Genomic DNA, 24,434 nt, shown 5'->3' with positions numbered 1-24,434 from the left:
TTACTGACCCTTCATAGCCAGCACGATCTCTTTTACAAGAGCAGCTAACTTTTCATTGTCATCACAACCACTCTGACAGGATGCTGCCGGAGCTGTTTCCTTCTTATCGAAAGATGCTACAAAATCTGCAGGGCTGCAAGCTGTCTTTGTGCTGCCATTCTTCCACATGAAAGTAGGATCATCTTCTACGATGGTTGCACAATCCTTTAATCCGTAAGCAACGGTCTTGATGTTAATTAAGTGCTTTGGACTTACGTTTTCGGAAACAGAGCTTCCGCCGCAGGTTCCGCAGCCTAAGGTAAATGCGATTGGAAGGCCTGTACTGATTCCAGTACCACCCTGGCTTCCGCCTGTGTTTACAAGGATTCTGGAAGCTGGTTTCGCAGCAAACTTGATTACCTTGTCACGGTCCTGAGTATGAATGCTCATGGTGTGTCCAATTCCGTTCTGTAAGAGACGGATGCTAAGACCGCAAGCTTCTTCCCAATCCTTAACCGTATAGAAACCAAGTACGGTTGTCAGCTTTTCATAGGATAATGGATAGCCTTCTCCTACGCCTTCCTGCTTACCAATTAAAACTCTGGTTCCTTCCGGAATCTGGATTCCGGCTGCTGCTGCGATTACCTGAGGAGAACGTCCAACAAATTTAGCATTCATGTTATGTCCGTTTTTGAATAACAGATTGCAAACCTTGTCAGTCTCTTCCTTGGTCATAAAATAGCCGCCCTGAGCCTTTAATTCTGCTACTACTTCTGCATGGTTGCTTTCCTCGCAGATGATGGACTGCTCAGAAGCACAGATGGTACCATAGTCAAAGGTCTTGCTTGCCATAATGGTTCTGACTGCATGCTTTACATCTGCTGTCTTCTCGATGTAAGCCGGAGAGTTTCCTGCGCCTACGCCGATGGCTGGCTTTCCAGCACTGTATGCTGCTTTTACCATTCCAGGACCGCCAGTAGCGATGATAATGGAAACTTCTTTACATTTCATCAGTTCATTGGTTGATCCCATGGAAGGCATGGTCACACAACCGATGATTCCTTCCGGAGCGCCTGCTGCGATCGCTGCATCACGCATTACCTCAGCTGCTTTTAAGGTACATTTCGCTGCAGATGGATGTGGGGAAAATACGATTGAGTTTCCTGATTTAATCGCAATCATAGCTTTGAAAAATACAGTTGAGGTTGGGTTTGTAGAAGGTACGATACCCATGATAAGACCTACCGGCTCAGCCACCTCAATGGTTCTGGTTACAGGATCCTCGGAAAGAATTCCTGTTGTCTTCATTCCCTTGATCTGCTCATAAAGAAGAGTGGAAGCTGCGTGGTTCTTATATGCCTTATCTGCTGCCTTTCCAAATCCAGTCTCTTCTGCTGCCATTTCTGCCAGACAAAGAGCATGCTCTTCTCCTGCTTTTGCCATACTTCTTAAGATCGCGTCAATCTGCTCATCTGTATATTTTGCAATCGCTTTTGCTGCCGCTTCTCCGCTTCTTGCTAAATCCCTTGCTTCTTGGATGGAACGTAAATCATAATCAAAATTTTCCATGTTCCGGTTCTCCTTTTCTAAAAATCTTAATCATTTTGTCCATAATACTTCCCGAATTCTTCCAGCAGCAGGGTTTTATTTGCCTTTGAAATCTCTCGTCCAGCTATGCTGAATTCCGGATATTCACGGGCAAGCGTCCTTAGCTCTGTTACCTTCATATCTTCAAGTATCTTCATGGTCTCTGAAAAACCATCCTGCTTCATCCAGGTGTCAACGGTTTCTCTATTAATGGTATCTACCGTTAAGGTCTCACAGGAAGATTCTTCTTCTGTCACTGTTACTAATGGCTCTGCCTGGATTTCTGGTTCCTGCACCGGTGCCGGCACTGGTTCATCATCAGGCTCATCCGGAGTTCCTCCGCCAATGACCGCCACAAGCTCTTCATGGGGTCTTGGAATCACATGGCGTGTGATCAGGGCTTTAGCATCGATACGTTCTACCGCTGCCGCTCCTGCATCTACCGCTGCTTTTACTGCTGCCACATCACCAGTTACTGTTACAGAGATAAGACCTCCGCCGACTTTAGTCTTTTCCAATAGAGACACATCTGCTGCCTTTAACATGGCATCAGCGGCCTCAATGGCAGTCAGCAGACCTTTTGTTTCTATAAAGCCAAGTGCCTGCATCATTTACCTCCTTAAACCAGATCTGCCCAGTTAGCCGGATAGGTTGCGTAGAATACTCTCGCCTTATCCGGAGAACCCCAGATCACTTTAGATCCAGACGGTACGAAAAGAACGTCTCCAGCTTTTGCTGTATAGGTCTTTCCGTCGATCGTCACAGTAAGTGTTCCTTCAATGACATAATCGATTTCTTCGTATGTTAACTCCCACTCAAATTCTGAATGGTCGATCACAAGAAATCCTGCACTGATTTTGGATTCTTCCTTGCTTACTAATTCCTGGTAGTAAGCTTTCACGTTAGGATCCCCTGTGTCAAATACGTCCATTTTAACGGAGCTTCCACGAACTACTTTAAGACCGTTTCCATGGCTTTCTGACTCATATGGCTTTAAAATGTCATTTAACATTCCTCGTTCCATCAGTGTCTTCAGTACCATATAAATTTTCTCGCTGTCAATGTCCATACCTGCAAGTGAAGGCTGAACCTGTGGCTTTTCTTCTGCTTTGTCACAGAAGGTGATTCCATAAGCATCTGCTGCATCTTTTGCAGATGGAGTGATGATGCTTCCGCATTCCATGTAAAATACTTTTTTGCCTTCTGCATGGAGCATCTCTACATCTTTTTCACAAATCAACTGCTTCATATGATCACTTCCCTTCTATATAAATTGGCAATCCTCATCTATGATTCCAATTACTACAGCATCGATGGGAATCTCATCATTTCCCAGCATGCGTCTGGCAGAAGAGCCGGTAGATACGATGACACGGTCTCCGATACCTGCACTGATGATATCTGCTACGATCAGCCGCTCGCCTTCCCTGGTACCTCCAATGATCTCAGCAAGCATGAATTTATAACCGTTTAAGGAGTCGGCTTTTCTGGTTGCCCAAATGTTGTCGATCAGTCTTGCTGCTACCATTCCATGGTCCCTCTCTTCTCTCTTTGTTTGATTTCTTCCAACGCTGCCTCTACCGATGCCGTATCCCCAAAAATCGCCAGCATAATCATGTTCTGTGGGCAGCTTCCCCTGATATCTTCCACCGTTACGCCGACAGCCTTTTCCGCCACATCGGCAGCACAGACCATCTCAATGATACGCCCCTGAATCAGCCCAACAGCGTCCACCGGCCCGATGGGGTTTGAAGAGCCGGAGCCTTTTCTTCGGTTTAAAATATCAATGGTTCCTTTTGACGGTGATTTAATGATCCGGTATTCCATACGTCCACTTCCTTTTTATGCCATTTCCTCCTGTGTACAGGAGAATGCGATTCCAAGAGGAGTTACAAACATTGGGTTCTCAGGCTTTCTTGTCCTGATCCCCGTCTGTTTTTCTATGATTCCTTCGATTCCAGTCAGACAGCAGGTTCCACCTACCAGGTAGATCTCATCCACGTCATGACCTTCGATGTGCTGCTTAATGATGGAGGCCACTTTTTCAACTACCGGCTTTAATACCGGAAGCAGCTCCTTGTGGTGTTTTTCCTCACGCTTATAAACGTCCGCTTCCTGGAAGCTCATATTATAGGCTCCGGATATCACCAGGGAGAAATGGGTTCCGCCAGTAGGTTCATCGGCAACATATACCACTTTTCCATCCTTTAAGATGGAGATACCAGTGGTTCCGCCTCCGATATCCACCACGGCTCCGTTTTCGATCTTTAAGACTGCATTTGCCGCCGTAGGCTCATCAAGAAGGGCAGTGATTTCAAATCCCGCACCCTGTACCACATTCTTAATGGCTCCCCCGTCCAGAGAGTCAGTTCCCGGAGGGATTGCTGCAGCCGCATAAAGCAGCTCGGTGTCCAGCTTCTCCTCAAGTTCTGCCTTCAGCTCTCTGACCAGGCGTATGGCACCGATATAATCGACTACCATACCGTCACGGACCACATCTGCATACCGGTACGCGCCGGCAACCGGCTTAAAGTTTTCATCAAGCACAGCCAGTACCACACACGCTGTTCCTAAATCCACTCCCGTATAGTAAACAGAGGAGCTTCCCTTAACGGGCTGCTTTACGACTGCTTCAAACTGGCTGACCAGTTCATTGCAGCTATCAAATGTTATTGCTTTCTTTGACATGCGTTTCCTCCATATTCTAAACAGATGAGCTGTGATAAGCGGTTAATGACCGGGTTAAACCGATTGTCTCCTGCCTCTTGTGATAATTCTCTTACACAGCAGCGCAGACGGTGAAGCATGACAATCTCTTTTCCCTTTTCAGACTGGGCATGAAAGCCTGTGATATCAAAACAGTCATCAAAGTTTTCGTTTATATTATCTTTATGAAAGCCTGTGCAGACCTTTATGGTATTGTCTTCTCCGGCGCTTTCTTTCCCCACGTCCGATAGCTTCCGTTCCAGATCAAATACCTGTTGTGCCAGAAGTACATCCCGTTCCATAAGCACAAGTCCGACTTCCAAAAACTGGGCCTGAAGAGTTTTTGTCTTAAGCTCAAGCATTCCGCTTGGTGCACTTGGCATGTTAGCTTCCTGGGCTTTTACCTCTTCCTTTTTCTCTTCCAGCTTAAATGGTTTTCTTTTTACCGACATAGGATCGTCACTAAAGGAAATTTTCTTATCTACCAGAAACTGTCTGGCTCCTGGTGTAAGTCTTGTTCCTCCTTGAAGATCGTAAGAGGTAAAGGGTTCTCTGCGAAACAAAATTCTTAAATCGTCTTCTGTAATGAATTTCATTAAAATCCCCCCTTACACAATTTGCGATAGATATTTGCGATATCTTCTGCTGTCGGAACTCTTGGGTTCGTTAATGTGCAGTTATCATGAAGCGCCTTTTCTGCCATTTCCTCTACAGCCTGTAAAAATTCGTCACGATCAACGTTTAATTCCGTGATCTGCTGCGGAATCTTAATCTTGTTCATAAGATTCTTTATATGACGCACCAGGCCGTGTACCGTGGCTTTATCTGTTCCAGCTGCGATGCCAAGCATGTTGGCAATTGCCACATACCGCTTGCACGCTTCGTATTCTCCTGCATCTTCAAGACCAGCATTAAAGCTGATGATATGAGGAAGTAAAATTGCATTGCTTCTTCCGTGAGGAATATGGAATTTAGCTCCAAGGGCATGTGCCATACTATGGCAAAGTCCAAGGCCAGCTCCGTTAAAGGCAACACCTGCCAGACAGGATGCGTTGTGCATATGAGTTCTGGCTTCTAAGTCGCTTCCTTCTTCTACGGTACGTGCAAGATAGCCCCAAACCAGCTTCACTGCCTTTTCCGCAAATGCATCTGTAAAATCACCTGCACTCACAGAAGCATAAGCTTCCAGTGCATGAGTCAGTACATCCATTCCGGTATCTGCCGTAATATGAGGCGGAACCGATACGGTAAAGCGAGGATCTAAAAATGCTGCATCCGGCACCATACTGTCAGAACGAAGCGGGTATTTTGCCTGTGCCTCAGGATCTGAGATCACAGAGAAGTTCGTCACTTCACTTCCGGTACCGCTGGTCGTTGGAACTGCTACCAGATAAAGCTTTGCATTGCCCATCTGTGTATAGATGTGGCTGGCTGCCTTCGCTGTATCAATGGCAGATCCACCGCCGAGAGCGATGATGGCATCAGGTCCGAAGCTTTGCATGTTTCCGATTGCCTTTGATACCACTTCAATGGTAGGATCCGGCACTACCTCAGAAAACACTTCAAAGCTGCTTCCTTTTTCCGTTAATAAGTCTGTAATCATGCTTACCTTTCCGGACTGGGCCATAAAAGGGTCACAGATGATATAAGCCTTATTCACTGGCAGTTCCTTTATCTGATCAAGACAGGAGGATCCCATATAAACCTTTGTGTTCATTACAAATTGCTCCACGTTACATTTCCCTCCTTTCATTGTATTTGCCCTGTTTCATTGGGCATACAGGGATACCCCTGGGTGTTTCATTAGATTTGTCCGTGCTCTCCGGACTGAGCCCTAACGCTTCCATTACCTCTAAAAGACCTGTACGTTCCTTTAAATTTATGTGGCAGTAGGGTTCCAAAACCCCTGTTTTTCTTAACTGACGGATACACCAGCCGTCATTTTCAGGCTTATCTCCGTTACCGGTAATGACTCCGATCACCGGTACCCGGAACGCTTTCGCAAATCCCGGCGGGTAGCTTTCCCGGCATGAAGACTGGTCTACCAGCATCAGTACATGGGAGGCATCCTGAGCAGCGGCGATAATATGCTTATGCATCCAGGGACTTTCTAGGTAGACACCCGGGACATCCAGGGTCATTTTCCCATATACCATGTTTTGGGTCCGCCTCGCAGGCTCGTCTATGCCGTTTAGAACATTCGCCAGTGAGGTTTTCCCGCTGCCGCCTGGCCCAATGATCATGATTCTCTTCTTTCTCATGTCTTTGTGACTGGTGGCACGGTGTAACCAAGTACACGTTCCAAAGTTACGCATACCGCAGTTAAAGCAGTTTCCACACTATCCACGTCGCCTGCAATGATGACAGATCCGGTAAACCGGTCTAAAAATCCCACCTGTACATCCGCTGCCTTTGCTGCAATATCCGCAGCAATGATGGATGTCTCAAAGGGAGATAAGGTGAGTATTCCAATGGCTCCTAGCTCATCAATGCCCAAGCATTCATATACCTCCCCAATGGGGGATGCGATGACATGGGCAATGGTCACCTGTTTGCCCGGAACGGATTCTTCTATGACACGCTGCTGCATCTCTACCACGACGTTTTCCCCTTTCCTAGTGCTTCACTACAGTAACCGGGAACTGATAATCTTTCATCCAGCCTTCGATCCGGTCTAAATCCTCAGCGCTTAAGCTTGGATCACCTTCAATCGGGTATTCCTTATCCAGCTGATTGTATTTATTCACTCCCAGCTTGTGGTAAGGAAGGAGATCAATTCCCTTAAAATTCTTATCGTCACGGAACGGCATCAGGAATTTGATGACCGCATCTATCTCTTCTTTGCTGTCGTTGATTCCCTTTAACATCGGCATACGCACCTTAACGTTATAGCGGCGGTGGAGCAGCTCCTTAATGTTGGTGAGGATCAGCTCATTGCTGACTCCTACCAGCTCGTTGTGCTTTACCGGGTCCATATGCTTGATATCAAAGAGGAACAAGTCCACGTACTCTGCAATCTTTAATATCGTTTCCGTTTTTGTATAACCGCAGGTTTCAATCGCTGTATTGATTCCTTCCCGCTTACAGGCCATTAAAAGGTTTAAGGCTGCCTCCGGCTGGGCGGTCACTTCACCGCCGCCAAGGGTTACCCCTCCGCCGGAAATGTCATAAAATCCTACATCCTCTTCCACGATCTTAAGCAGTTCTGAAATGGTTTTCACCTCTCCAGCAATGTTAAGCGCCGCGTTAGGACAGACCTTTGTACATTCCATACAGCCGATGCAATCCTTTTCCCGCACAATTTCATGCTTACCGGTCTCGTTGGATATCACATGGATTCCTACGGGGCACACTTTCGTGCACGCCCCGCAGTCTACACAGGAATTTCTTTTATACATCACCTGGAATTTCCGTTCCAGCCCTTCCGGGTTGGCACACCATTTACACCGGAGCGGACAGCCTTTAAAGAACACCAGAGTTCTGATACCCGGCCCGTCATACATATTGTACTTCTGCACATTAAAGATTAGCGCCTTACGTTCAATCTCTCCTGTATTTCCATGGTCCATAGTGATTAATCTCCGTTTCCTATTAGAAATGTGTGAGCATGGTTCTGCTGATGATCTCGTCCTGTACGTCCTTGCAAAGCTCAACGAAGAATGCGCTGTAGCCGGCAACACGTACGATTAAGTCACGATACAGTTCTGGATGCTTCTGAGCCTCGATTAAGGTGTTGTTATCCAGATAGTTGAACTGCATCTCACCGTTTCCGAACATGCAGGCGGTACGAAGAAGTGCGATTAAGCTTTCTTCTCCTTCTGGAGTATCAAGAAGTCCTGCCATGATCTTAAAGTTGTGTACCATACCAATGTTCATGCTGTCATTAGACATCTTGGATACGGATTTGATGATAGCTGTAGGTCCCTTAAAGTCAGCACCCTGAGTTGGGCTGATACCGTCAGAAAGAGGAAGCCATGCATGACGTCCGTTTGCAGATGCACCAGTCAGCTGTCCGAATGGAGTGTTGTTTGAAATGGATAAGGTTCCGTGGCTTAACACAGAGTATAATGTTTTATATTTTCTGTGCTCATGCTCGGTAAAGTCAACCAGATCAGCTGCAATTAAATCTGCGTAATCGTCGTCGTTTCCGTATTTTGGAGCATTTAAGCAATCGGTGCGGATCTGATCGTATCCAACAAAGTCAGCCTTTAATGCTTCATTTAACTGCTGGAGTGTATATTTCTTCTCATCGAATACCAGTTTCTTGATTGCTGCCATGGAATCTGCATAGGTTGCAAGACCAGACCATACAACACCAGGTCCAAAGTTATACATAGCGCCGCCGGCAGATACGTCTTTTGCCTTTTCCATACATCCTTCATACATGATGGACATTAATGGCTTTGGAGCTAATTCTCTGTGGATACGCTGAGAAATTACAGTTGCTACAGAAGACCATTTTGTGATGTACTTAATCTCTTCTTTTACAGCTGCTTCAAATTCTTCATAAGTCTTAAAGCTGTTTAAGTCACCCATATCCGGGCAAACCTGTTTGCCATACCATAACGGAACACCCTTGTTTAAAACAAGCTCGATACAGATTGGCCACTGAGTATAAGCAGTTGAGGTCCACTGATATAAACGACCGGACTTCTGAGGCTCTACACAGCCCATAAGACAGTAGTCACGTGCATCTTCAATGGTAACGCCCTTAGCAAGCATCATCTTGATGTGTGCATCGTCAAAGTGACAAGCTGGGAAGCCCATACCGGAACGAACAACATCTACGATTTTCTTTAAGTACTTCTTCGGGGACTTGTTGTGGATACGGCAAGCTAAAGATGGCTGATAAATCTTTACGTGACGAACTGCATCCATTAACAGGTAGGTTAATTCATTGGTCGCATCCTGTCCGCTGCGGGTCACACCGCCGACGCACATATTTACGAATGGCTGATATCCTGCGAAGAATTTGGAACCGCCCTCGCTGGTGATCCACATCATCTCAGACATCTTAATCAGCATACATCCAGAAAGCTCGAATGCCTGGAAATCGTTCATACGACCGGACTGGATATCGTCTTTGTAGAATTCATACATGTACTGGTCTACACGTCCGATGGACATACCTGTCTGGTTCTCTTCTACTACAAGAAGGGATTCGATGGTCCATACAGACTGGATAGCTTCCCAGTAAGTTCTTGGCTTGTGAGCTGGAACATAAGCATTTACTTCAGAAATCTTATAAAGCTCAGCCTTACGCTTTGGATTTGTTTCTTTGTCTGCAAGCTCTTTTGCATAGTCAGAAAGTCTCTTCGCGTAGATCATAACGCCTTCTGTGGTATCGATGATGGACTTATAGAAGTAGATCTTCTCGATATCATCTGGATTCTGATAATCCAGTTCTTTTAAATGATCCTTTGCTTCCTGCTGAATATCCAGCATGCCCTTCTTCATTAAGATTACGTCGTAACCAGGGTTTGAATCGCCGCCGCCGTTGATTGCGTGGTAGGAACAGTCAGATACGAAAGATTCACCGGATAATTCCCAAACACCAGCTTCACGGTACTGATCTTCACAATACTCATCAACAGACTTGCCTTCCCAGTATGGGAACAGCTCTTCCTTCATGATCTTCTTGTCTTCATCAGAGATGTAGAAAGGATCCTGAGGACGGGAACCAATGGTATCGATCTCATCTACCATCCATCTCCATGCGATATCAGGAGAGAATGCACCTGCACGAGGAGCGCCGTTAGGAGCACCTACGATCAGCTCGTTATCCTGGATTACAAGAGGAGCAGTTTCGCAGCAGTAGCGGAAGCATTTTGCACGAAGCATGATCTTTGGCATACCAGGGTTCTCTTTTGCAATCTTAGTGATGGCACGAGCACGGTGTGTGGTAATGGTTGGTCTATGTGTTAAGTAGTTTTCTTTTAAGTTCTTAAGTCTTGCAGTGATGCCGTCAGGGATCTCAGTACCCTCCTCAACATTTACATAATCACTCTTAGGAGCGGACTCCTTTTTGTTGATCTCATCAGAAACACTTTCGAACATCTTCATGAGAGAAGCTCTCTCTTCTGGAGACATGTTCTTGGTCGCTTCTACAAATTTATTAGAAAATTCACGAATATCCAATACGATTTCCCTCTCTTTCTGTTATTTCTCGTCCAGTTCTTTGGACAGTGCCTCTAAGATCTGCTTTAACAGAGCCTTAGCATCTTCAGCACCGTTTTTTCCTTCGGGAACGGCTACATACCCTTTGTCAGCCCGATTCGTCAGCTTTAAGAATTCCTCAGCTTTGCGGACTCCATATCCTACCTTACGGACGTATATGAAGTTCATGGGGGAGACATTATCTGCAGTCATTCCTGCACCTGACGTGATGCTTCCTAAGGTCATAGCCGGGAACAGATTCGTTGTTGCTCCCATACTTCCAAGGGTGGCCGGTGTGTTCACAAGAACTCTTCCGACTGGCTTTTTACATGCGAACTGGCGGATTACTTCCTCGTCTCTGGAATGGATCACCAGGGTGTGACCGTGGCTTTCATTGACCAGAAGGCTCATACATTTCTCGCAGGCATGCATCCAGTCGTGCTCAATGTAATAAGCAAGTACCGGACAGAGAAGCTCTTTTGCAAATGGGTTTCTTTCTGAAATATACTTCTGTTCAGAAACCAGAACCGTGGTAGAATCAGGTACTTCAAATCCTGCTCGTCTGGCAAGCCAGTCCGCCGGTCTTCCCATAATCTCGGTATCCGCCTTTCCGCTTTCCAGCCAGAGAAGATCGATTAACATCTTTTCTTCCTCGCTGTTCATGAAATAGGCGTGATTCCTCACCATCTCTGCTTTTACATCTGCTGCGATTACGCTGTCCACGACCACATACTGTTCTGCCGCGGATACGATTCCATAATCAAAGGTACGGCTGGCGATGATATCTGCCACGGCTTGTCTTACATCTGCGGACCGTTCGATAAATACAGGACCATTGCCTGTTCCGCCGTAGATGTAAGGCTTTCCGCTTTCCGCTGCCTTTTTGCAAAGCTCCGGTACTCCGGTATTGATCACCATAGCCGCTGCCGGGTGGTGAATCAGCTCCATTGCACCTGCTGTTGTTACTGTTTTTAAATATCCGATGGCACCTTCCGGCAGGCCGCAGGACTTGCCTGCCTCCTGCAACCGGTTAAGGAGCCTTCCGGTTACTTTTTTTGCTCTATCATGGGGAGCAATCACGATTGGGTTTCCCGATTTCACAGCGATGAGCACATTATAAATCGCTGTGGAAACCGGACTTACTGCTGGCGTTAAGGCCGCAATGACACCTACCGGAACACCGATATCCATGGTCTTTAACACATGATCTTCGTTAAGAATTCCGACACAGGTCATTGGGTCAAGCTGTTTTGGAAGAGTTTCACAGATAAATGTGTTCTTCACAAATTTATCCTGCCAGCGTCCATATCCGGTTTCTTCTGCGGACATGACCGCCAGCTCCTCTGCCATTTCCTTAGCAGCCATAGCAAGGACACCTACGATATGATCAAGCTTCTCTTGGGGGAAGGTAAGCATGCTTTCTCTGGCTTCTCGTGCGCTTTCCATTAAAATCCTGGCCTCCTGAATGGAGAGCAGGTCTTTATCTATAAAACTCATTTCCATATCTCCCTTCGTTCGGGATGTCTGTTATTCCTCTGAAGAAGCTGTGGGAATCGCGTATCTCTTTACGATCTTGGCAAGATCGGGATGAGGTCTTGGGATGACCACAGAGCTGTATACCTCAGCTCCTAAATTATTAACAGCTTTGATTCCTGCTTCTACCGCAGTCTTACAGGCGCCTACATCACCCTGTACCAGAACTGAGATATAGCCGGAAGCTACGTTCTCATATCCAACCAGTTCTACTTCTGCTGCCTTACACATTGCATCAGCCGCTTCCAGTACGAATACCAAACCAAATGTTTCAATTGCGCCTATGGCTTCATATCTTTCCATATACTGTTTCCTTTCCTTATGCGTCTATATCATGAACTGATACAATGTCACCAACCTCTTTGATTGGTCTTGGCATAACATTCTTTGCCGTCAGCTTACCGATGGCTGCGGCGGCTTCAGCGCCTGCATCTACGGAAGAACGAACAGCTGCTACATCACCCTTTACCATAATGGTAACTAACGTGGAGCCTACATTTTCATAAGAAATCAATTCAACATCTGCTGCCTTTAACATCTTATCTGCAGCTTCCAGTGCCGGAACCAGTCCGACGGTTTCCACAAGCCCTAAGGCTTCATCTCCGTAATATCTCACCTTGAGTAAACCTCCTCGAATTATTTGTGGCGGTACTTTTTGTCTACGTATTTGTCAACAGCACTTCTTCCGTCGTCGTTGATTTCGTAGTACATACGCAGATCTCCGTTCTTGTCCAGATCGTGGCTGCTTAAGTTTACCATTCCATTGGCTTCCAATGACATAACGTGATCAATGTAACGCTCTTTTGTAAACTGACGCTCATTGCCGTATTCTGGCTTTAATGCCTCCATGATCTGATCAACGTCTGCATTTTTAACGCCATATAAATAATTTAAAACTGCTGTTCTTGCAGGTAATAACATACGCTTATTCCCCTTTCCTGAATAAATCAAGTGGATTCATAGTAACTAAAATCGCACCCAATACGATTACAATAGAACCGATTACGATCGTAGGGGTAACTGCCTGTCCCAGGAAAAGGATACAGAAGAAAACACCCCAGAAGGCATAGGTTACATTTAAGGACATACCAATTGCACAACCTACGGTTGAATTGCTCTTGTACCAGCAAAGGAAAGATACGGCTGCACTTAAGCCTGCAGCTGCAAGCCAGATTACAGGTACTCCTGCTGCCAGTGTTCCGCCTAAAAGTCCAAGACCTCCAACGATCGGAAGAATTACAAATAAATCCACGATACCAGAAATGAGCTGACGTAAGTTAACTGCTACATCCGTATCAATCATAGCTCCGCCATAAGTAGAACATACTCCTTCTAATGCCCAGCTAATCGCTGCTACAAACGCACAGATGATTCCTAACGTAAAGTTAGGGCTGCCTTCTGGTTTTGTCCAGTTGATGATGATAGCTCCAATTACACACACCAGCATACCAGCAGTAACTCTCTTGGTGATCTTCTGCTTTAAAAAGATTCTTGCAAAAATTGCACCGAACAAAGCGCATAACGCAGAGATCGGGATCGCATAAGCTCCAGCCAGGGCAAGACCTACTAAGTAAGCTCCATTGGCGATCGGACCTCCGAGAATCGAACCAAGTACAATCATTTTACCAGGGAATGTATTAAGACTTCTTCCCATCTCGCGGATACGGCCGCTCTTCGCATTGTAAATGGTTAACCAGATGCCTGCGAAAAGATCATTTAAACCGGAACATACATAAGGTCCTGCTAACAGTCCTGCTGCACCTGCAAGGGGAGCATAACGTCCTGCTAAGAGTACTAAGACCGTGTAGATTCCGTAGGTAAGTCCAGAAAATGCACCAGTTGATAAACCGGTAATTCTAAACTTCTTGTTGATAGCTGCCATTTGTTTATCCGCAGATGCGGCTGTCGTTCCTTGGTTGCTCATTACTTAATCTCCTTCTTATCCTTCGGAAGAATTGTCTCAACCTCTGCATGAGGACGTGGGATTACATGAACGGAAACTAACTCTCCAACTCTCTGTGCTGCAGCTGCTCCTGCATCAGTAGCTGCCTTAACAGCTCCTACATCACCTCTTACCATAACAGTAACAAGGCCGCCGCCTACGAATTCTTTACCAATTAAAGTTACGTTAGCTGCCTTTACCATTGCATCTGCAGCTTCAATTGAGCCGATGAGGCCCTTTGTCTCGATCATTCCTAATGCATCATATTTCATTACTTAATCCTCCTTTTTATTAAACAGGTCCATTGGGTTTAAGGAAACTAAAACAGCGCCTACAATAATAATGATAGAACCAATGATTATCGTTGGGGTAACAGGCGTTTTGATAAACAGAATACAAAAAAGCACACCCCAGAATGCGTAGGTAATGTTAAGTGACATTCCCACCGCACAACCTACCGTACTGTTGGATTTATACCAGCAAAGATAGGATACAGCCGCACATAAACCGGAAAGCACAAGCCATGCTACCGGCGGAACCACCTGCATGGTACTTCCTAAAAGACCCATACCGCCTAAAATAGGCAGAATTACAAATAAGTCTACGATACCAGATAATAACTGGCGGATGTTAATAAGTACATCAGAATCCAGCATAGCACTTCCGTAGGCAGCAAATACTCCTTCCAGTGCCCAGCCAATGGCTGCAACGAATGCGAAAATAATACCAAGTGTAAAGTTAGTGCTTCCTTCTGGTTTTACCCAGTTGATAATAATCGCTCCAACCACACAGATCATCATTCCTGCACCAACTCTCGGAACAATCTTTTGTTTTAAGATGATTCTGGAGAAAAACGCACCAAACAGGATATACATGGCTGAAATGGGGATTGCATAAGCTCCCGCCATGCTAAGTCCTAAAAGGTAAGCGCCGCTGGCGATCGGTCCGCCTACAAAGGAACCGAGAAGTGAGATCTTGCCAGGAAACAGCTTAAGGCTTCTTCCAAGTTCTTTGATTCGTCCGGTTTTGATGTTATAACCTGTGAGCCAAATACCTGCGAACAAATCGTTGAGACCTGAAGTTACGTAAGCCAGTATGAGTGCTCCCGTAAGCCCCGGAATTACATCTGCTGCTCCTGCCAGCGGTTGATACTGTCCGGCAATCAATAGGAATGTTGTGTACAAACCATACGTAAGGCCTGATATGATACCCGCTGTGATACCAATCTTTTTGAATTTCTTTCGTGTTTCTGTCATCGTTTAATTTCCTCCCCCAATTTGAGTTGGGCGCGAAGCTGCGCCACTCCTGCTTCATTTCTTCACGTTCAGCTGAAAACGCTTAGAAAACACCTCACACCAGCAAATCAGTTAATGTTACTAATTTTCAAAAGGTGTCATGTGTTTTTCTATGCATTTAGTATAGGTCTTACCCCTATGGGGAATGTCAACCAGTTTTTGTTTTTTTTTAAGTCCAATTACTGGATGAGACTGATTGCTTCCTCATATGCGCCTAAATATATGTAAATCAGGCTCTCAAAAATAAAAGAACCGCCTGAACTCAAAAAAAGGGGGGTGCTGCAAAATGGATAAAAATCAACAAGATGTGGTATCTGATCGTTTCATCAACGTCAGTATCTTGTATGAAAAATTCATTTTACAACACCCTCCAGACACTATCTGTATATGGGCACATTGACCTCGGTAACAAACTCCTCAGGATCTCTGGTAGTCCAATAGTCCACCACATACCGCTCATAGCTTTCCTTGCCGCACTTATAACCTTTTTTCTCGGCCCAGGTTAGTATCTTCTCGTATTCTTCATCAATGTTCTCAAGCTTTCCGATATGGTAAACAGATGCAGCCATAAACCCTCCATAGGTCTGGCGGTCCATACAGTCCTTACAGGGGTGTATCGCCTCCTGCATGATGGTGGCACGCTTGCAGCTGCCATTCATCTTATCTTCAAAGGACTGGAACTTAAGGATCACTGCTCCCGTAATCTCATTCTCAGCCTGTTCTAAGTAATTGGTCCATTCTATATTGATGATGGATTCCATGTAGTTATAGTCAAAATCCTGTTCCAGACAGCAGTAAGTAACTTCCGGAATATACTTGACAGCCACATCGTGAACATCGTTTTCCCGTACCATCTTTGCTTCCTGAATCAGCTCATACCAGTCCTTTACGGCAATGTAGCTGTTGTGGATCTGCTGTTCCTGAAAGCGAAGCTGCTCAATCTTGTTATGAAAATTCTGCTCAAGATAGTAATAGGTGTTACCTTCCACGAGCCCTTGCATCTCTTCCAGCTTAAATCCCATCTGCTTGTAATACTTTACAACCGGGACGGTAAGGAGCGTTTCTTTATTATAATACCGGTAGCTGTTCTCCTTACAGATCATGTCAGGAGATATGATGCCGATTTTATCATAGAAACGCAGAGCCTTGGTTGAAATATTACAGATCTTACTTACTTCCCCAATCGAGAATAATTTTTCGTCTTTCATGTAAGCCCCCATAGCATAGTCGTATCTACAGTATCTGGTTTCTTTGCCTTTTCCTACACGCCCCATGTGCATACATATTCTAAGTATAATCCTTCCTGTATAGGGGAAGGTCAACCACAAGTTATACTAGTATTTTAATATAAAACGCACAATTTGAAAAGTATTAAAATATGTAAAAAAAGGCCTCAGGCGTTTCCTTTTACCGAATCGCCTGAGGCCATAAGCTTTCCTTACTTCAAACGGTCAACCATCTCCATGATTTCTTTTTTGGATTTTACACCTACAGAAGTAGTTGCAAGCTTTCCGTCTTTAAAGATACCAACAGTTGGAATACTCATTACCTTAAACTGTCCTGCCAGCTCCTGGTTCTCATCTACGTCAACCTTGCCGACCTTTAAATCTGGAATGTTGTCTGATGCTATCTCATCAAGGACTGGTGCAAACATCTTACATGGACCGCACCAGGTTGCCCAGAAATCTACAAGTACAATGCCTTTGCTGTTAACTACCTCTGACTCAAAATTATTCTGATTTAACGTAACGATTGCCATAACAATATTCCTCCTTCAATTAAAATGATTCTCTTACCATGTAATTTGACTCATTTTATAGTTTTATCATAAATGTATGAATTATCCTGCGTTTTTAGATAAACATAAAAAACTGTAACTTCTGTAATATCAGCTTCGTTACTGTTATTATAAAAGTTACAGTTATATTTGTCAATACATTTTTTTAATCTTTCAAATCAAAGCCTAAAAGGCTGATTTTCTTTAAGAACTTCTCTTTATAATCATCAATGCTGTTATGCTCCGGCTGTTCCTTGCCTGTGTTGAACTTATCCTGCTCCATGATTCCCGAAGATATCTTGCCGCCCTGATAGCCTCCGCTCAGCTCCAGACGCAGGCTTGACTTTCCATCATCCGTTGTAATGTTTAAGCTGGATATTTGGAAAGAACGCTTTCCTTCCACTCCATTACCAAAGAAAAGCCTGGAATCAACGGCAAATTCCCTGCCATGTAAGGATGCCTTACCGTCAAGGGAAAGTCCCCCGTTATTTTCTGTTGCCAGAGAAAAGTACCCCAGTCCGTCCACTTCTATCTTATTTAAATTCATGTTCTTATCAATGGTAAAGGTGATCCGCCTTGATTCTCCCTGGGTCTTCTCATCCTTTAACATCTGGCCCCACTCCTTCATATCCTTTAGGGGACCATCTAAGACAAAGTCTCCCACCTGACCTAAATATTCATCGAATAAGGCGGCTGGAACATCTGCAGTTATTACCACACCAACCTCGTCTTTGGTCTTAAACCGGATCTGGCTGCCAGCCATCATATGTAAGGAGTCTTTCCCAAGGGTCTCAAGGCGGTTCTTCACGTCGCTTTTCTTCCCCGGGGTAAGAGTAAATCCTAATGAATTACGAAGAGACTCCTGTGTGGTCTGAGCTGAAATGTCCGTGATTCCAGGAATGTGGAACACCACATTTTCCTGGTCGGCCCAGTAACTGATGCCTTCCCGGATCGCCCCTAAGAAGTACACGTTAAGACTTCCCTGGGAGAAGGCATCTCCCTGGCTTCGCTGCTCCGTAAAGGAGATTCCAAGCCCTCCGGGAAGGAGGAGAATGGAGTGTCCGTTCCATCTCACTTCATCAGCCACCAGCTTTAAGCTGTCCTCGTAGGCATTACCCTCTCCTTCATCCTGATTCCACAGCTTTAAAAGCTGCTCCCTGGTAGAAAGCGCTGACCGGGTCAAATAAAACTTGGCATAATACCTGGGCAGCACATACCAGACAACCGAGAAAATAATCCCCAGTGCCAAAGCCAGGGTACATAGCTTTACGACCCATGGCTTTACTCCTGGTATGTGAAATTTCTTTTTTTTATTAGAATAATCCTGTTTCACTAAGTTTTTCTTCAAAGAATTCATTCAGTTCATGCACCTTCTTCCGCAATACGATACCAACCAGATACGAAATAGGAACAAAGATCAATGCGTATCCTAAATACCTGTAGTAATCATTTTGATACATTCCTCCCACGCATTCTCTCATGGCATTAATGATGTGAGTAAACGGAAGCAATGGATTCACCATCTGGAAGAACCTTGGCGTTACCTGGATCGGGAACGTTCCACCAGAGCCTGCAACCTGAAGTACCAGAAATACGATGGAAATCGCTTTACCTACATCTCCAAAGGAAACGGTCAGCGAATAGATAATAGTAATAAATATAAAGCTGGCTGTAACTGCCGCTAATACAAATTTTCCAGGGTAGAGACATTGAGTCTTAAGCAGGTAAATATCTCCCAGCGCCACAACAAGCGCCTGAATGGAACCAATGAGCAAAAACAACAGATATCTGCCAAAATAAGTTTCGTATAGCTTAAGCCCCTCTGCCCTTTCCTCCTCGACCTTACATTTAATCAAGGCTACCAAAAGAGTACCGCCTACCCAGATGGCAAGAGTGGTATAGAACGGGGTCATTGCGGAACCGTAAAGCTCAATTGGATAAATCTTATTGGTGACCATATCCGTAGGTGTCTTCATAAACTCGCTGAACTGCTCCGGATCATTCTTCATGATGTCCATGACCTTATTGAGCTGCTTGTTGTCAGCGACTTTGTTCACATCCGTAATCATATCATCAATACGTTCCTGGCCCCTGGCAATCATATTCTTGGTGCTGTCAAGGGTCTCGATGAGACTCTGGGAAGAAGAAGTAACACTTGTTAAAGTGCCGTCTACCTGGCCGATTAAGCCTCCCAGACTGTCTAATGCTCCTGAGGTAGCACCCAGAGTGTCATACATCTTATCGAGACTGTCATTAAGAGGTACCTCAACTCTTCCTTTATAGAAATTCTGTGTATCGGAAGTCGTATTATAAAGTCCATCTAAAACGCTGCCAATATCTGACTCCATATCGCTTGGCAGCTGCTTTGTCTGACGTACGGTCTTTTCCGCCGCGGCAAGCTTTGTGATGGCCTCCTGCTGCTGCTTTGCCAGAGCCGTAAGCTGCTTTTGCAGCTCAGTGGCATCGGAAATAGGTATGGGAAGATATTTATTAATGGTAGTAAGAATTTTATTAATTCCGTTAATCTGTTCAAGCCCTGCCTGCAAAAGCCCCTGCATATTTTTTAAAGAGTCTGCAATGGCATCCGCAGAAGTACCTGAGAGCTTATTCACAACTCGAAACGTATTGTATACCGTTTCTTCTGTTTTCACGATATTATCTAGAATATCATCAAGAGCATCGGTCATGATGGTGGAAAAGCCTCTGCTGGAATCAATGAGAGTCTTTGCGCTGTCTGCTGTCTGTCCACCGGAGTTTACCAGTTTATCTACATCAGGGAGTGTTCCCTTCACTCCGTCATTTAAAGAATTTACAGTCTTTAAGGTGGACTGAAGTATTGTTATGGTATCGGAAATCTGGCTTAAATCATCTTTTGCATCGGTAAGAGAGCTGACCACATCGTTTCTGTCAGTTTCCTTATTGGTGCTCCAGTCTTCTGATTTATTATTTAATACCTTTGCCATCACTTTGGAGGTTGTATTGATAAAAGTCTCATTGATCTGCTGTTGAACAGTCTCAACACCTTTGTTTGTTATTTTCGTAGCAATGGCATTCTTCTTCTCATTTACATAATATTGCAGCACCGGACGTTCAATGTTTGTAGTGAGAACACTTGATATTTTCTGGCTGAAATCCTCAGGAATCACAACGGCAGCATAATATTTCCCTGACTGTACGCCGTCGATGGCTGCACTCCCCTCAACAAACTGCCAGCCAATATTGTCATTCTTTCTCAATTCATCCATGACCATCTCACCAATGTTAATGGATGAATCATCAATATCTGTATCAAATATGCTGTCTATGGACGCTCCTTTGTCATTATTCACGACCGCAACCTTAAGGCCCTTTGTATTTCCATATGGATCCCAGCTTGCTGCAATATTAAACCAGGCATATAACGATGGCAGGATAATCAGGCCCAGCGCAATGATGATGGCCACCGGATTCATCGTAATACGCTTTAGATCGTCAACAAAGATCTTCCATATATTTTTAATATGTGACATAGCAACCTCCTTGGTATTCATTTTGATCATTAATTCCGTATTATATTATTTCCTAACCTTAAATGCAATGCCTTAACCTGTTAAAATAATCCATCATATCGCTTATAAGTATTATTTTATCAGCATATTGCACCAGAAATGACGCATCTTAAGGAATAAAATGAAAAAAGGACTCCCAGAAACTGGAAATCCGAAAAATCCAAAAATAAAGAGCGCGAGACGGGACTCGAACCCGCGACCCCGACCTTGGCAAGGTCGTACTCCACCAACTGAGCCACTCGCGCATAACTGTTAAAAACGTATCATTTTAAGACAAAGAGATTATAACATAATTAACCAGGAAATGCAAGAGGTGAAATGCAAATTTTGCATTTCCCGGTTATGTATGATATTTGAGTTTTGTGTCTACAAGAAAATCTACGCCCAGCATATCAGCTGTCCGCCGGACCTCGGTCTGCTCATGGTCAAATAATTCCGCATATTTTGCCACCAAAGGCCTTTCCTTACTCACCAACCGGTTAAGATGATGGTTCAAAATGGCATGAAGGCGTTCCGTATCCTTGGCGAGTACGGCATCTACTAACTCCCTGTGCTGCTTGACGATTCCCTTTTCAATTCCGGAATCCGCCATAAAAAGAAGCCGGATTCTCCGGTAATGGCCGGAATTGGCAGTCAGAATATCATTGCAGTACCCTTTGTTGGCTCCATCGTAAAAGATGGAATGAAAATAATTGTCCTCGGAAAGAAAGGCGCGGATATCACCGGACTTTTCTAACTTTTCCTGTCTCTCCAGGGACATCTCAAGAGCGGTAATTGTTTTTAAGTTGCACACTGCCATGAATTCCATCATGACATTCTCTTCCACACAGGTTCTTAAAAACCGTTCATTCCTAACCTTATCATAATCGATTTTGGATATCATGGTGCCCCTCTGAGGCAGAAAGGTAATAAGCCCTTCTTTGGAAAGACTTATGAGTGCATCACGCACGGGAGTTCTGCCAACCTGATAGGATTCGCTGATGTCCTTAATGCTAAAGATCATTCCAGGGCGCAGCCTTAAATCCAGTATATCCGTCCGCAAAATATCATATATAGGTTCTACCTGGCTGTTTTCTGTTTCGCCCATCAATGCCTCCTGCTAATAACTTAATACTTCCCTGTACATCTTCAGGGCCTCATCTGGACTATAATTATAATACAAAAGTATGTCTAAAGCAAATGGTGAATATGAAATTCCATTGATTTTCCTGGAAAAGTACATTCCTCCGATCTCCGACAATGCACGAAGCGTTGATTTATTCTTATATCCAAGAAAGTTCCATAGGACAATTTTCTCATTTCTGGTATAAATTTCCTCTATTTCTTCTTCCATATAATGAAAGATCTCATGACCTAATATCAGTTTTATTACCTCTTCTTTAGTCATGAGTCCATCAAGCCCGGATTCTTCCGTCAACCGGCTGATGGGTTCTGTCATAATCTCTACCCGGTCGGGAGGTGTAAAAAGAGCAAATAACACTCTGTCTGCTATCTGCCCTCTGTCTGTAAATTCCACCTTAAGTTTTAGTTTTTCTGCTATTATCCAGGGATCATTTGTACCAAATTCTTTGATAGCCTTAGCTGCAGTTTCTTCCCCGCAGCGTATGGCCTTTTCTATCATGGCTTCTTTTTCTTTATCCGTCACTTTATTTTTCAGGATATCCCTGGAGAATGCGTACATTCCCCAGGATCTGTCCGGAACCTTAAACAATTCTTCTGCCATGGTCTTAAGCTGTTTTTGATCCATATTTTTCTCCAAATAACTTAGCTCTGTTTTCTGTTGGCAGCTACGATAAGGACCTCTTCATTGGCTTCCAGGGAGGAAATCTCAAGTTCAATAAGAAGCTCCAGCTGCTCAAAGTCCTGAGCGGCAAAGTCCATGACACGGGCGCCCATACAAAGGTAATAATCAGGACGAATAATAAGGTCTGTCTGGTATACTGCCAGGTCTTCCCAAAGCTTTTTCATACCTTCGATACAGTCTTCTGCCGTCGTCTTAAGACTCATACCACGGCCGCGCTGAACCTTTATGAATCCTTTTTTATCAATAATTCGAATGGCACCTGCTCCATCTGCTTCCGACTGATCTCCATATATATAGAAATAATCGGAACTTGCAAGAAGCTTGGCTGACTCATCTGGGATTCTCATATCCTCGGCTGCTAAGTGGCGGGCTTCGGTTTCATCACACTCTTTTAAAAGATCGGCTGTTTTTACTTCCGTGGAACCGGTGGCGATGGCAGTTACCTTGGAGGTCTGAGGATCGATTTCAATATGAATCTCTACCGACTCAGCCGTTGCCCCTGATTCGATGGCTTTGTTTAAGGCCTCATTTTTAAGGGATTTGATGTCCTCTTTTGACGGAGAAGGAATGATACGCTCTACCACGTCTCTGACCATGGAGAGTGCAACTCCAATGGAGGAAATAACTTCTGCATTTTCTGGAATGGAGTATTTGACTCCCATCTTTTCGCTGAAATAAATGATGAGGGAAGCGGCTCCTCCGCCTACTCCTACCAGTGAAATCTGATCTTTTTCCAGTTTGTATTTTTCAGCCAGCTCAAGGATTACCGGCTCAATTTTCAAATAAGCCTTCTCCATAATCTGTCTGGCAATGTCTTCTACCGTAGTATTGCAGTAATCTGCAAGGGCTTTTATCGCCTTTTGGGCTGATTCTACATTTCCGTAGGAGAAATGCTCTTTCTTTACAAGCCCAAGTACATTGGCTGCACAGGAGTTAGTAATGGTAACGGCTGAGCCGTCTTCCATGCGGATTCTTACATAATCATCTGGATCACCAGGCTTTGGTGAGAAGAACTCTACCTTTGGCCCTTTGATTTTATCTGTGTCTGTAAATACGGAATAATCAAGTCCTGCGATATGAGCCGAACGAGGTCCTACATCAACGATTCCCTGTTTGTTGGCTCGCACCATAGAACCGCCTGCCACGCCGAGAACACGTACGTCAAGGGAGGAAATATAAGTGGGGTGTCCTCCTACGATGGAATAGTCAATGGCTGGACGGCCATTTTTAATAACACCGATGTTTGTTGTGGTTCCACCAACCTCGAAATAAACACCGTTACTTGCACGAAGGTACATAAGAGATCCCATAACAGAAGCTGCCGGGCCGGAAAGCATGGTAAGAACCGGACGTTTCTTCATCTCGGAAATTTCCATAACACCGCCGTCACCTCTCATGATCATAAGGGGAACGTTAACGCCTGCTTCTCTTACGGAATTTTCCGTAGAGCTTGCGGTATCCAGCATCTTTGGAAGGATAGAGGCGTTAATTGCTGCTGTTCTGGTACGTCTAGTCAGTCCATAGAGCTTTGTAATATCAGAAGCCATAGTGGTTGGGATTCCCTTTTCGCTGGCTGCTTCATAGACCTCCTGCTCCGGGCCTCCGTCATCTACTCCAAATGCCATGGAAGAAACAAATACCTGTGCGCCTGACTGTTTCATGGAATCGATGGTGCTGCTTACCATGGAACGGTTCATTTTCTTTACGTTAATAAATTCATTTACTATATTAATCTTTTTCTGGTTTCCCAGATCGATGTCTGCGATCTTTGTCTGTCTTTTTGCAAGAAAGCCTTCAAACCCACCCTTTGCCATACCGATGACTCCTACCTTGGCAACGTCTCCTTCAATCAAGGCATTGGTTGCCTGAGTGGTGGAGTGTGCAACGAATACTACATCATCGGGGCTGATTTCATTTTCATTTAAACAATTCTGAAACGATTTAACGACTCCCGCCGCTACGCCTCTGGGATCATCATGTGTCGTTTTCACCGAAGATTTCCCAATGATTTCGTGGGTGGCGTTATCAATAGCAACTGCTTTGGTATGGGTGCCTCCCACATCGATGCCCATTCTTACTGATCTTCCCATTTTAAGAATCTCCTTTC

At 44.7% G+C, this 24,434-nt stretch carries 26 protein-coding genes and 1 tRNA gene; all 27 read right to left on the bottom strand.

From position 1 onward, the window contains the following. The 27 genes from T546_RS0107935 to T546_RS0107805 all read right to left on the bottom strand — a co-directional run bounded on the left by T546_RS0107935 (position 1) and on the right by T546_RS0107805 (position 24,417). Entirely contained in the window at positions 1 to 1,548 is a 1,548-nt protein-coding gene (locus T546_RS0107935) for an acetaldehyde dehydrogenase (acetylating) (RefSeq protein WP_026891146.1), read from the bottom strand. A gap of 26 nt (positions 1,549 to 1,574) precedes the next feature. Next, positions 1,575 to 2,177, bottom strand: coding sequence for a BMC domain-containing protein (locus T546_RS26420; protein ID WP_156951302.1), 603 nt, complete (start codon positions 2,175 to 2,177; stop codon positions 1,575 to 1,577). 8 nt (positions 2,178 to 2,185) lie between these two features. Next, a complete protein-coding gene (locus T546_RS0107925; protein ID WP_026891144.1) occupies positions 2,186 to 2,815 on the bottom strand; it encodes a cupin domain-containing protein in 630 nt (209 codons plus the stop codon). Positions 2,816 to 2,830: 15 nt separating this feature from the next. Then, positions 2,831 to 3,094, bottom strand: coding sequence for a EutN/CcmL family microcompartment protein (locus T546_RS0107920; protein ID WP_024837614.1), 264 nt, complete (start codon positions 3,092 to 3,094; stop codon positions 2,831 to 2,833). Beyond that, positions 3,088 to 3,393 (bottom strand): BMC domain-containing protein, encoded by a 306-nt coding sequence (locus tag T546_RS0107915; RefSeq protein ID WP_026891143.1) that lies wholly within the window; start codon positions 3,391 to 3,393, stop codon positions 3,088 to 3,090. The genes T546_RS0107920 and T546_RS0107915 overlap by 7 nt, the downstream gene beginning before the upstream one ends. Before the next feature lie 15 nt (positions 3,394 to 3,408). Beyond that, positions 3,409 to 4,254 (bottom strand): ethanolamine utilization protein EutJ, encoded by an 846-nt coding sequence (gene eutJ / locus T546_RS0107910; RefSeq protein ID WP_026891142.1) that lies wholly within the window; start codon positions 4,252 to 4,254, stop codon positions 3,409 to 3,411. Further along, positions 4,236 to 4,868: a hypothetical protein gene (locus T546_RS0107905; protein ID WP_026891141.1), complete on the bottom strand. Its 633-nt coding sequence runs from the start codon at positions 4,866 to 4,868 to the stop codon at positions 4,236 to 4,238. Before T546_RS0107905 ends, eutJ begins: the two co-directional genes overlap by 19 nt. Next, positions 4,868 to 6,004, bottom strand: coding sequence for a 1-propanol dehydrogenase PduQ (locus T546_RS0107900; RefSeq protein WP_026891140.1), 1,137 nt, complete (start codon positions 6,002 to 6,004; stop codon positions 4,868 to 4,870). The genes T546_RS0107905 and T546_RS0107900 overlap by 1 nt, the downstream gene beginning before the upstream one ends. A 1-nt stretch (position 6,005) precedes the next feature. Next, complete coding sequence (locus T546_RS23105) at positions 6,006 to 6,533, bottom strand: EutP/PduV family microcompartment system protein (protein WP_024837619.1); 528 nt, start codon at positions 6,531 to 6,533, stop codon at positions 6,006 to 6,008. Further along, positions 6,530 to 6,862 carry a BMC domain-containing protein gene (locus tag T546_RS0107890; protein WP_034598571.1) on the bottom strand — a complete coding sequence of 111 codons (333 nt, stop codon included), beginning with the start codon at positions 6,860 to 6,862 and terminating at the stop codon, positions 6,530 to 6,532. The genes T546_RS23105 and T546_RS0107890 overlap by 4 nt, the downstream gene beginning before the upstream one ends. Positions 6,863 to 6,887: 25 nt before the next feature. Then, complete coding sequence (cutD, locus tag T546_RS0107885; RefSeq protein ID WP_026891139.1) at positions 6,888 to 7,841, bottom strand: choline TMA-lyase-activating enzyme; 954 nt, start codon at positions 7,839 to 7,841, stop codon at positions 6,888 to 6,890. Between the two features lie 22 nt (positions 7,842 to 7,863). Beyond that, positions 7,864 to 10,410 carry a choline trimethylamine-lyase gene (gene cutC, locus T546_RS0107880; protein ID WP_026891138.1) on the bottom strand — a complete coding sequence of 849 codons (2,547 nt, stop codon included), beginning with the start codon at positions 10,408 to 10,410 and terminating at the stop codon, positions 7,864 to 7,866. A gap of 21 nt (positions 10,411 to 10,431) precedes the next feature. Beyond that, positions 10,432 to 11,925 (bottom strand): aldehyde dehydrogenase family protein, encoded by a 1,494-nt coding sequence (locus T546_RS23100; protein ID WP_051629671.1) that lies wholly within the window; start codon positions 11,923 to 11,925, stop codon positions 10,432 to 10,434. Between the two features lie 30 nt (positions 11,926 to 11,955). Further along, a complete protein-coding gene (locus tag T546_RS0107870) occupies positions 11,956 to 12,264 on the bottom strand; it encodes a BMC domain-containing protein (protein ID WP_024837624.1) in 309 nt (102 codons plus the stop codon). A gap of 16 nt (positions 12,265 to 12,280) precedes the next feature. Beyond that, complete coding sequence (locus T546_RS0107865) at positions 12,281 to 12,577, bottom strand: BMC domain-containing protein (RefSeq protein WP_024837625.1); 297 nt, start codon at positions 12,575 to 12,577, stop codon at positions 12,281 to 12,283. A 20-nt stretch (positions 12,578 to 12,597) separates the two neighbouring features. Continuing rightward, positions 12,598 to 12,882: a hypothetical protein gene (locus tag T546_RS0107860; RefSeq protein ID WP_026891137.1), complete on the bottom strand. Its 285-nt coding sequence runs from the start codon at positions 12,880 to 12,882 to the stop codon at positions 12,598 to 12,600. 4 nt (positions 12,883 to 12,886) lie between these two features. Then, positions 12,887 to 13,885, bottom strand: coding sequence for a DMT family transporter (locus tag T546_RS0107855; protein WP_026891136.1), 999 nt, complete (start codon positions 13,883 to 13,885; stop codon positions 12,887 to 12,889). Continuing rightward, entirely contained in the window at positions 13,885 to 14,175 is a 291-nt protein-coding gene (gene eutM / locus T546_RS0107850; RefSeq protein WP_024837628.1) for an ethanolamine utilization microcompartment protein EutM, read from the bottom strand. Before eutM ends, T546_RS0107855 begins: the two co-directional genes overlap by 1 nt. 3 nt (positions 14,176 to 14,178) lie before the next feature. After that, the gene (locus T546_RS23095; protein WP_034598322.1) at positions 14,179 to 15,159 is read right to left on the bottom strand and encodes a DMT family transporter; all 981 of its coding nucleotides are present in this window, start codon (positions 15,157 to 15,159) and stop codon (positions 14,179 to 14,181) included. A gap of 416 nt (positions 15,160 to 15,575) precedes the next feature. Then, on the bottom strand, positions 15,576 to 16,406 hold the full coding sequence (locus T546_RS0107840; RefSeq protein WP_026891135.1) for a MerR family transcriptional regulator: 831 nt from the start codon (positions 16,404 to 16,406) through the stop codon (positions 15,576 to 15,578). Between the two features lie 230 nt (positions 16,407 to 16,636). Further along, positions 16,637 to 16,957, bottom strand: a complete 321-nt coding sequence (gene trxA, locus T546_RS0107835) for a thioredoxin (RefSeq protein WP_026891134.1) — start codon at positions 16,955 to 16,957, stop codon at positions 16,637 to 16,639. 184 nt (positions 16,958 to 17,141) lie between these two features. Further along, positions 17,142 to 18,323, bottom strand: coding sequence for a hypothetical protein (locus T546_RS0107830; RefSeq protein WP_166429804.1), 1,182 nt, complete (start codon positions 18,321 to 18,323; stop codon positions 17,142 to 17,144). Continuing rightward, complete coding sequence (locus T546_RS0107825) at positions 18,289 to 20,484, bottom strand: YhgE/Pip domain-containing protein (RefSeq protein ID WP_026891132.1); 2,196 nt, start codon at positions 20,482 to 20,484, stop codon at positions 18,289 to 18,291. Before T546_RS0107825 ends, T546_RS0107830 begins: the two co-directional genes overlap by 35 nt. Positions 20,485 to 20,695: 211 nt before the next feature. Next, positions 20,696 to 20,768: transfer RNA gene (locus T546_RS0107820), tRNA-Gly, on the bottom strand. A 95-nt stretch (positions 20,769 to 20,863) separates the two neighbouring features. After that, on the bottom strand, positions 20,864 to 21,610 hold the full coding sequence (locus tag T546_RS0107815; RefSeq protein WP_026891131.1) for a GntR family transcriptional regulator: 747 nt from the start codon (positions 21,608 to 21,610) through the stop codon (positions 20,864 to 20,866). 12 nt (positions 21,611 to 21,622) lie between these two features. Continuing rightward, complete coding sequence (locus T546_RS0107810) at positions 21,623 to 22,270, bottom strand: hypothetical protein (protein ID WP_026891130.1); 648 nt, start codon at positions 22,268 to 22,270, stop codon at positions 21,623 to 21,625. A 17-nt stretch (positions 22,271 to 22,287) separates the two neighbouring features. Further along, the gene (locus T546_RS0107805; RefSeq protein ID WP_026891129.1) at positions 22,288 to 24,417 is read right to left on the bottom strand and encodes a hydantoinase/oxoprolinase family protein; all 2,130 of its coding nucleotides are present in this window, start codon (positions 24,415 to 24,417) and stop codon (positions 22,288 to 22,290) included. Between the last annotated feature and the right edge of the window lie 17 nt (positions 24,418 to 24,434).

This window comes from [Clostridium] aerotolerans DSM 5434 (assembly GCF_000687555.1).
Taxonomy (GTDB): Bacteria; Bacillota; Clostridia; order Lachnospirales; family Lachnospiraceae; genus Lacrimispora; species Lacrimispora aerotolerans.
This window is presented reverse-complemented; position numbering and strand designations above follow the sequence as displayed.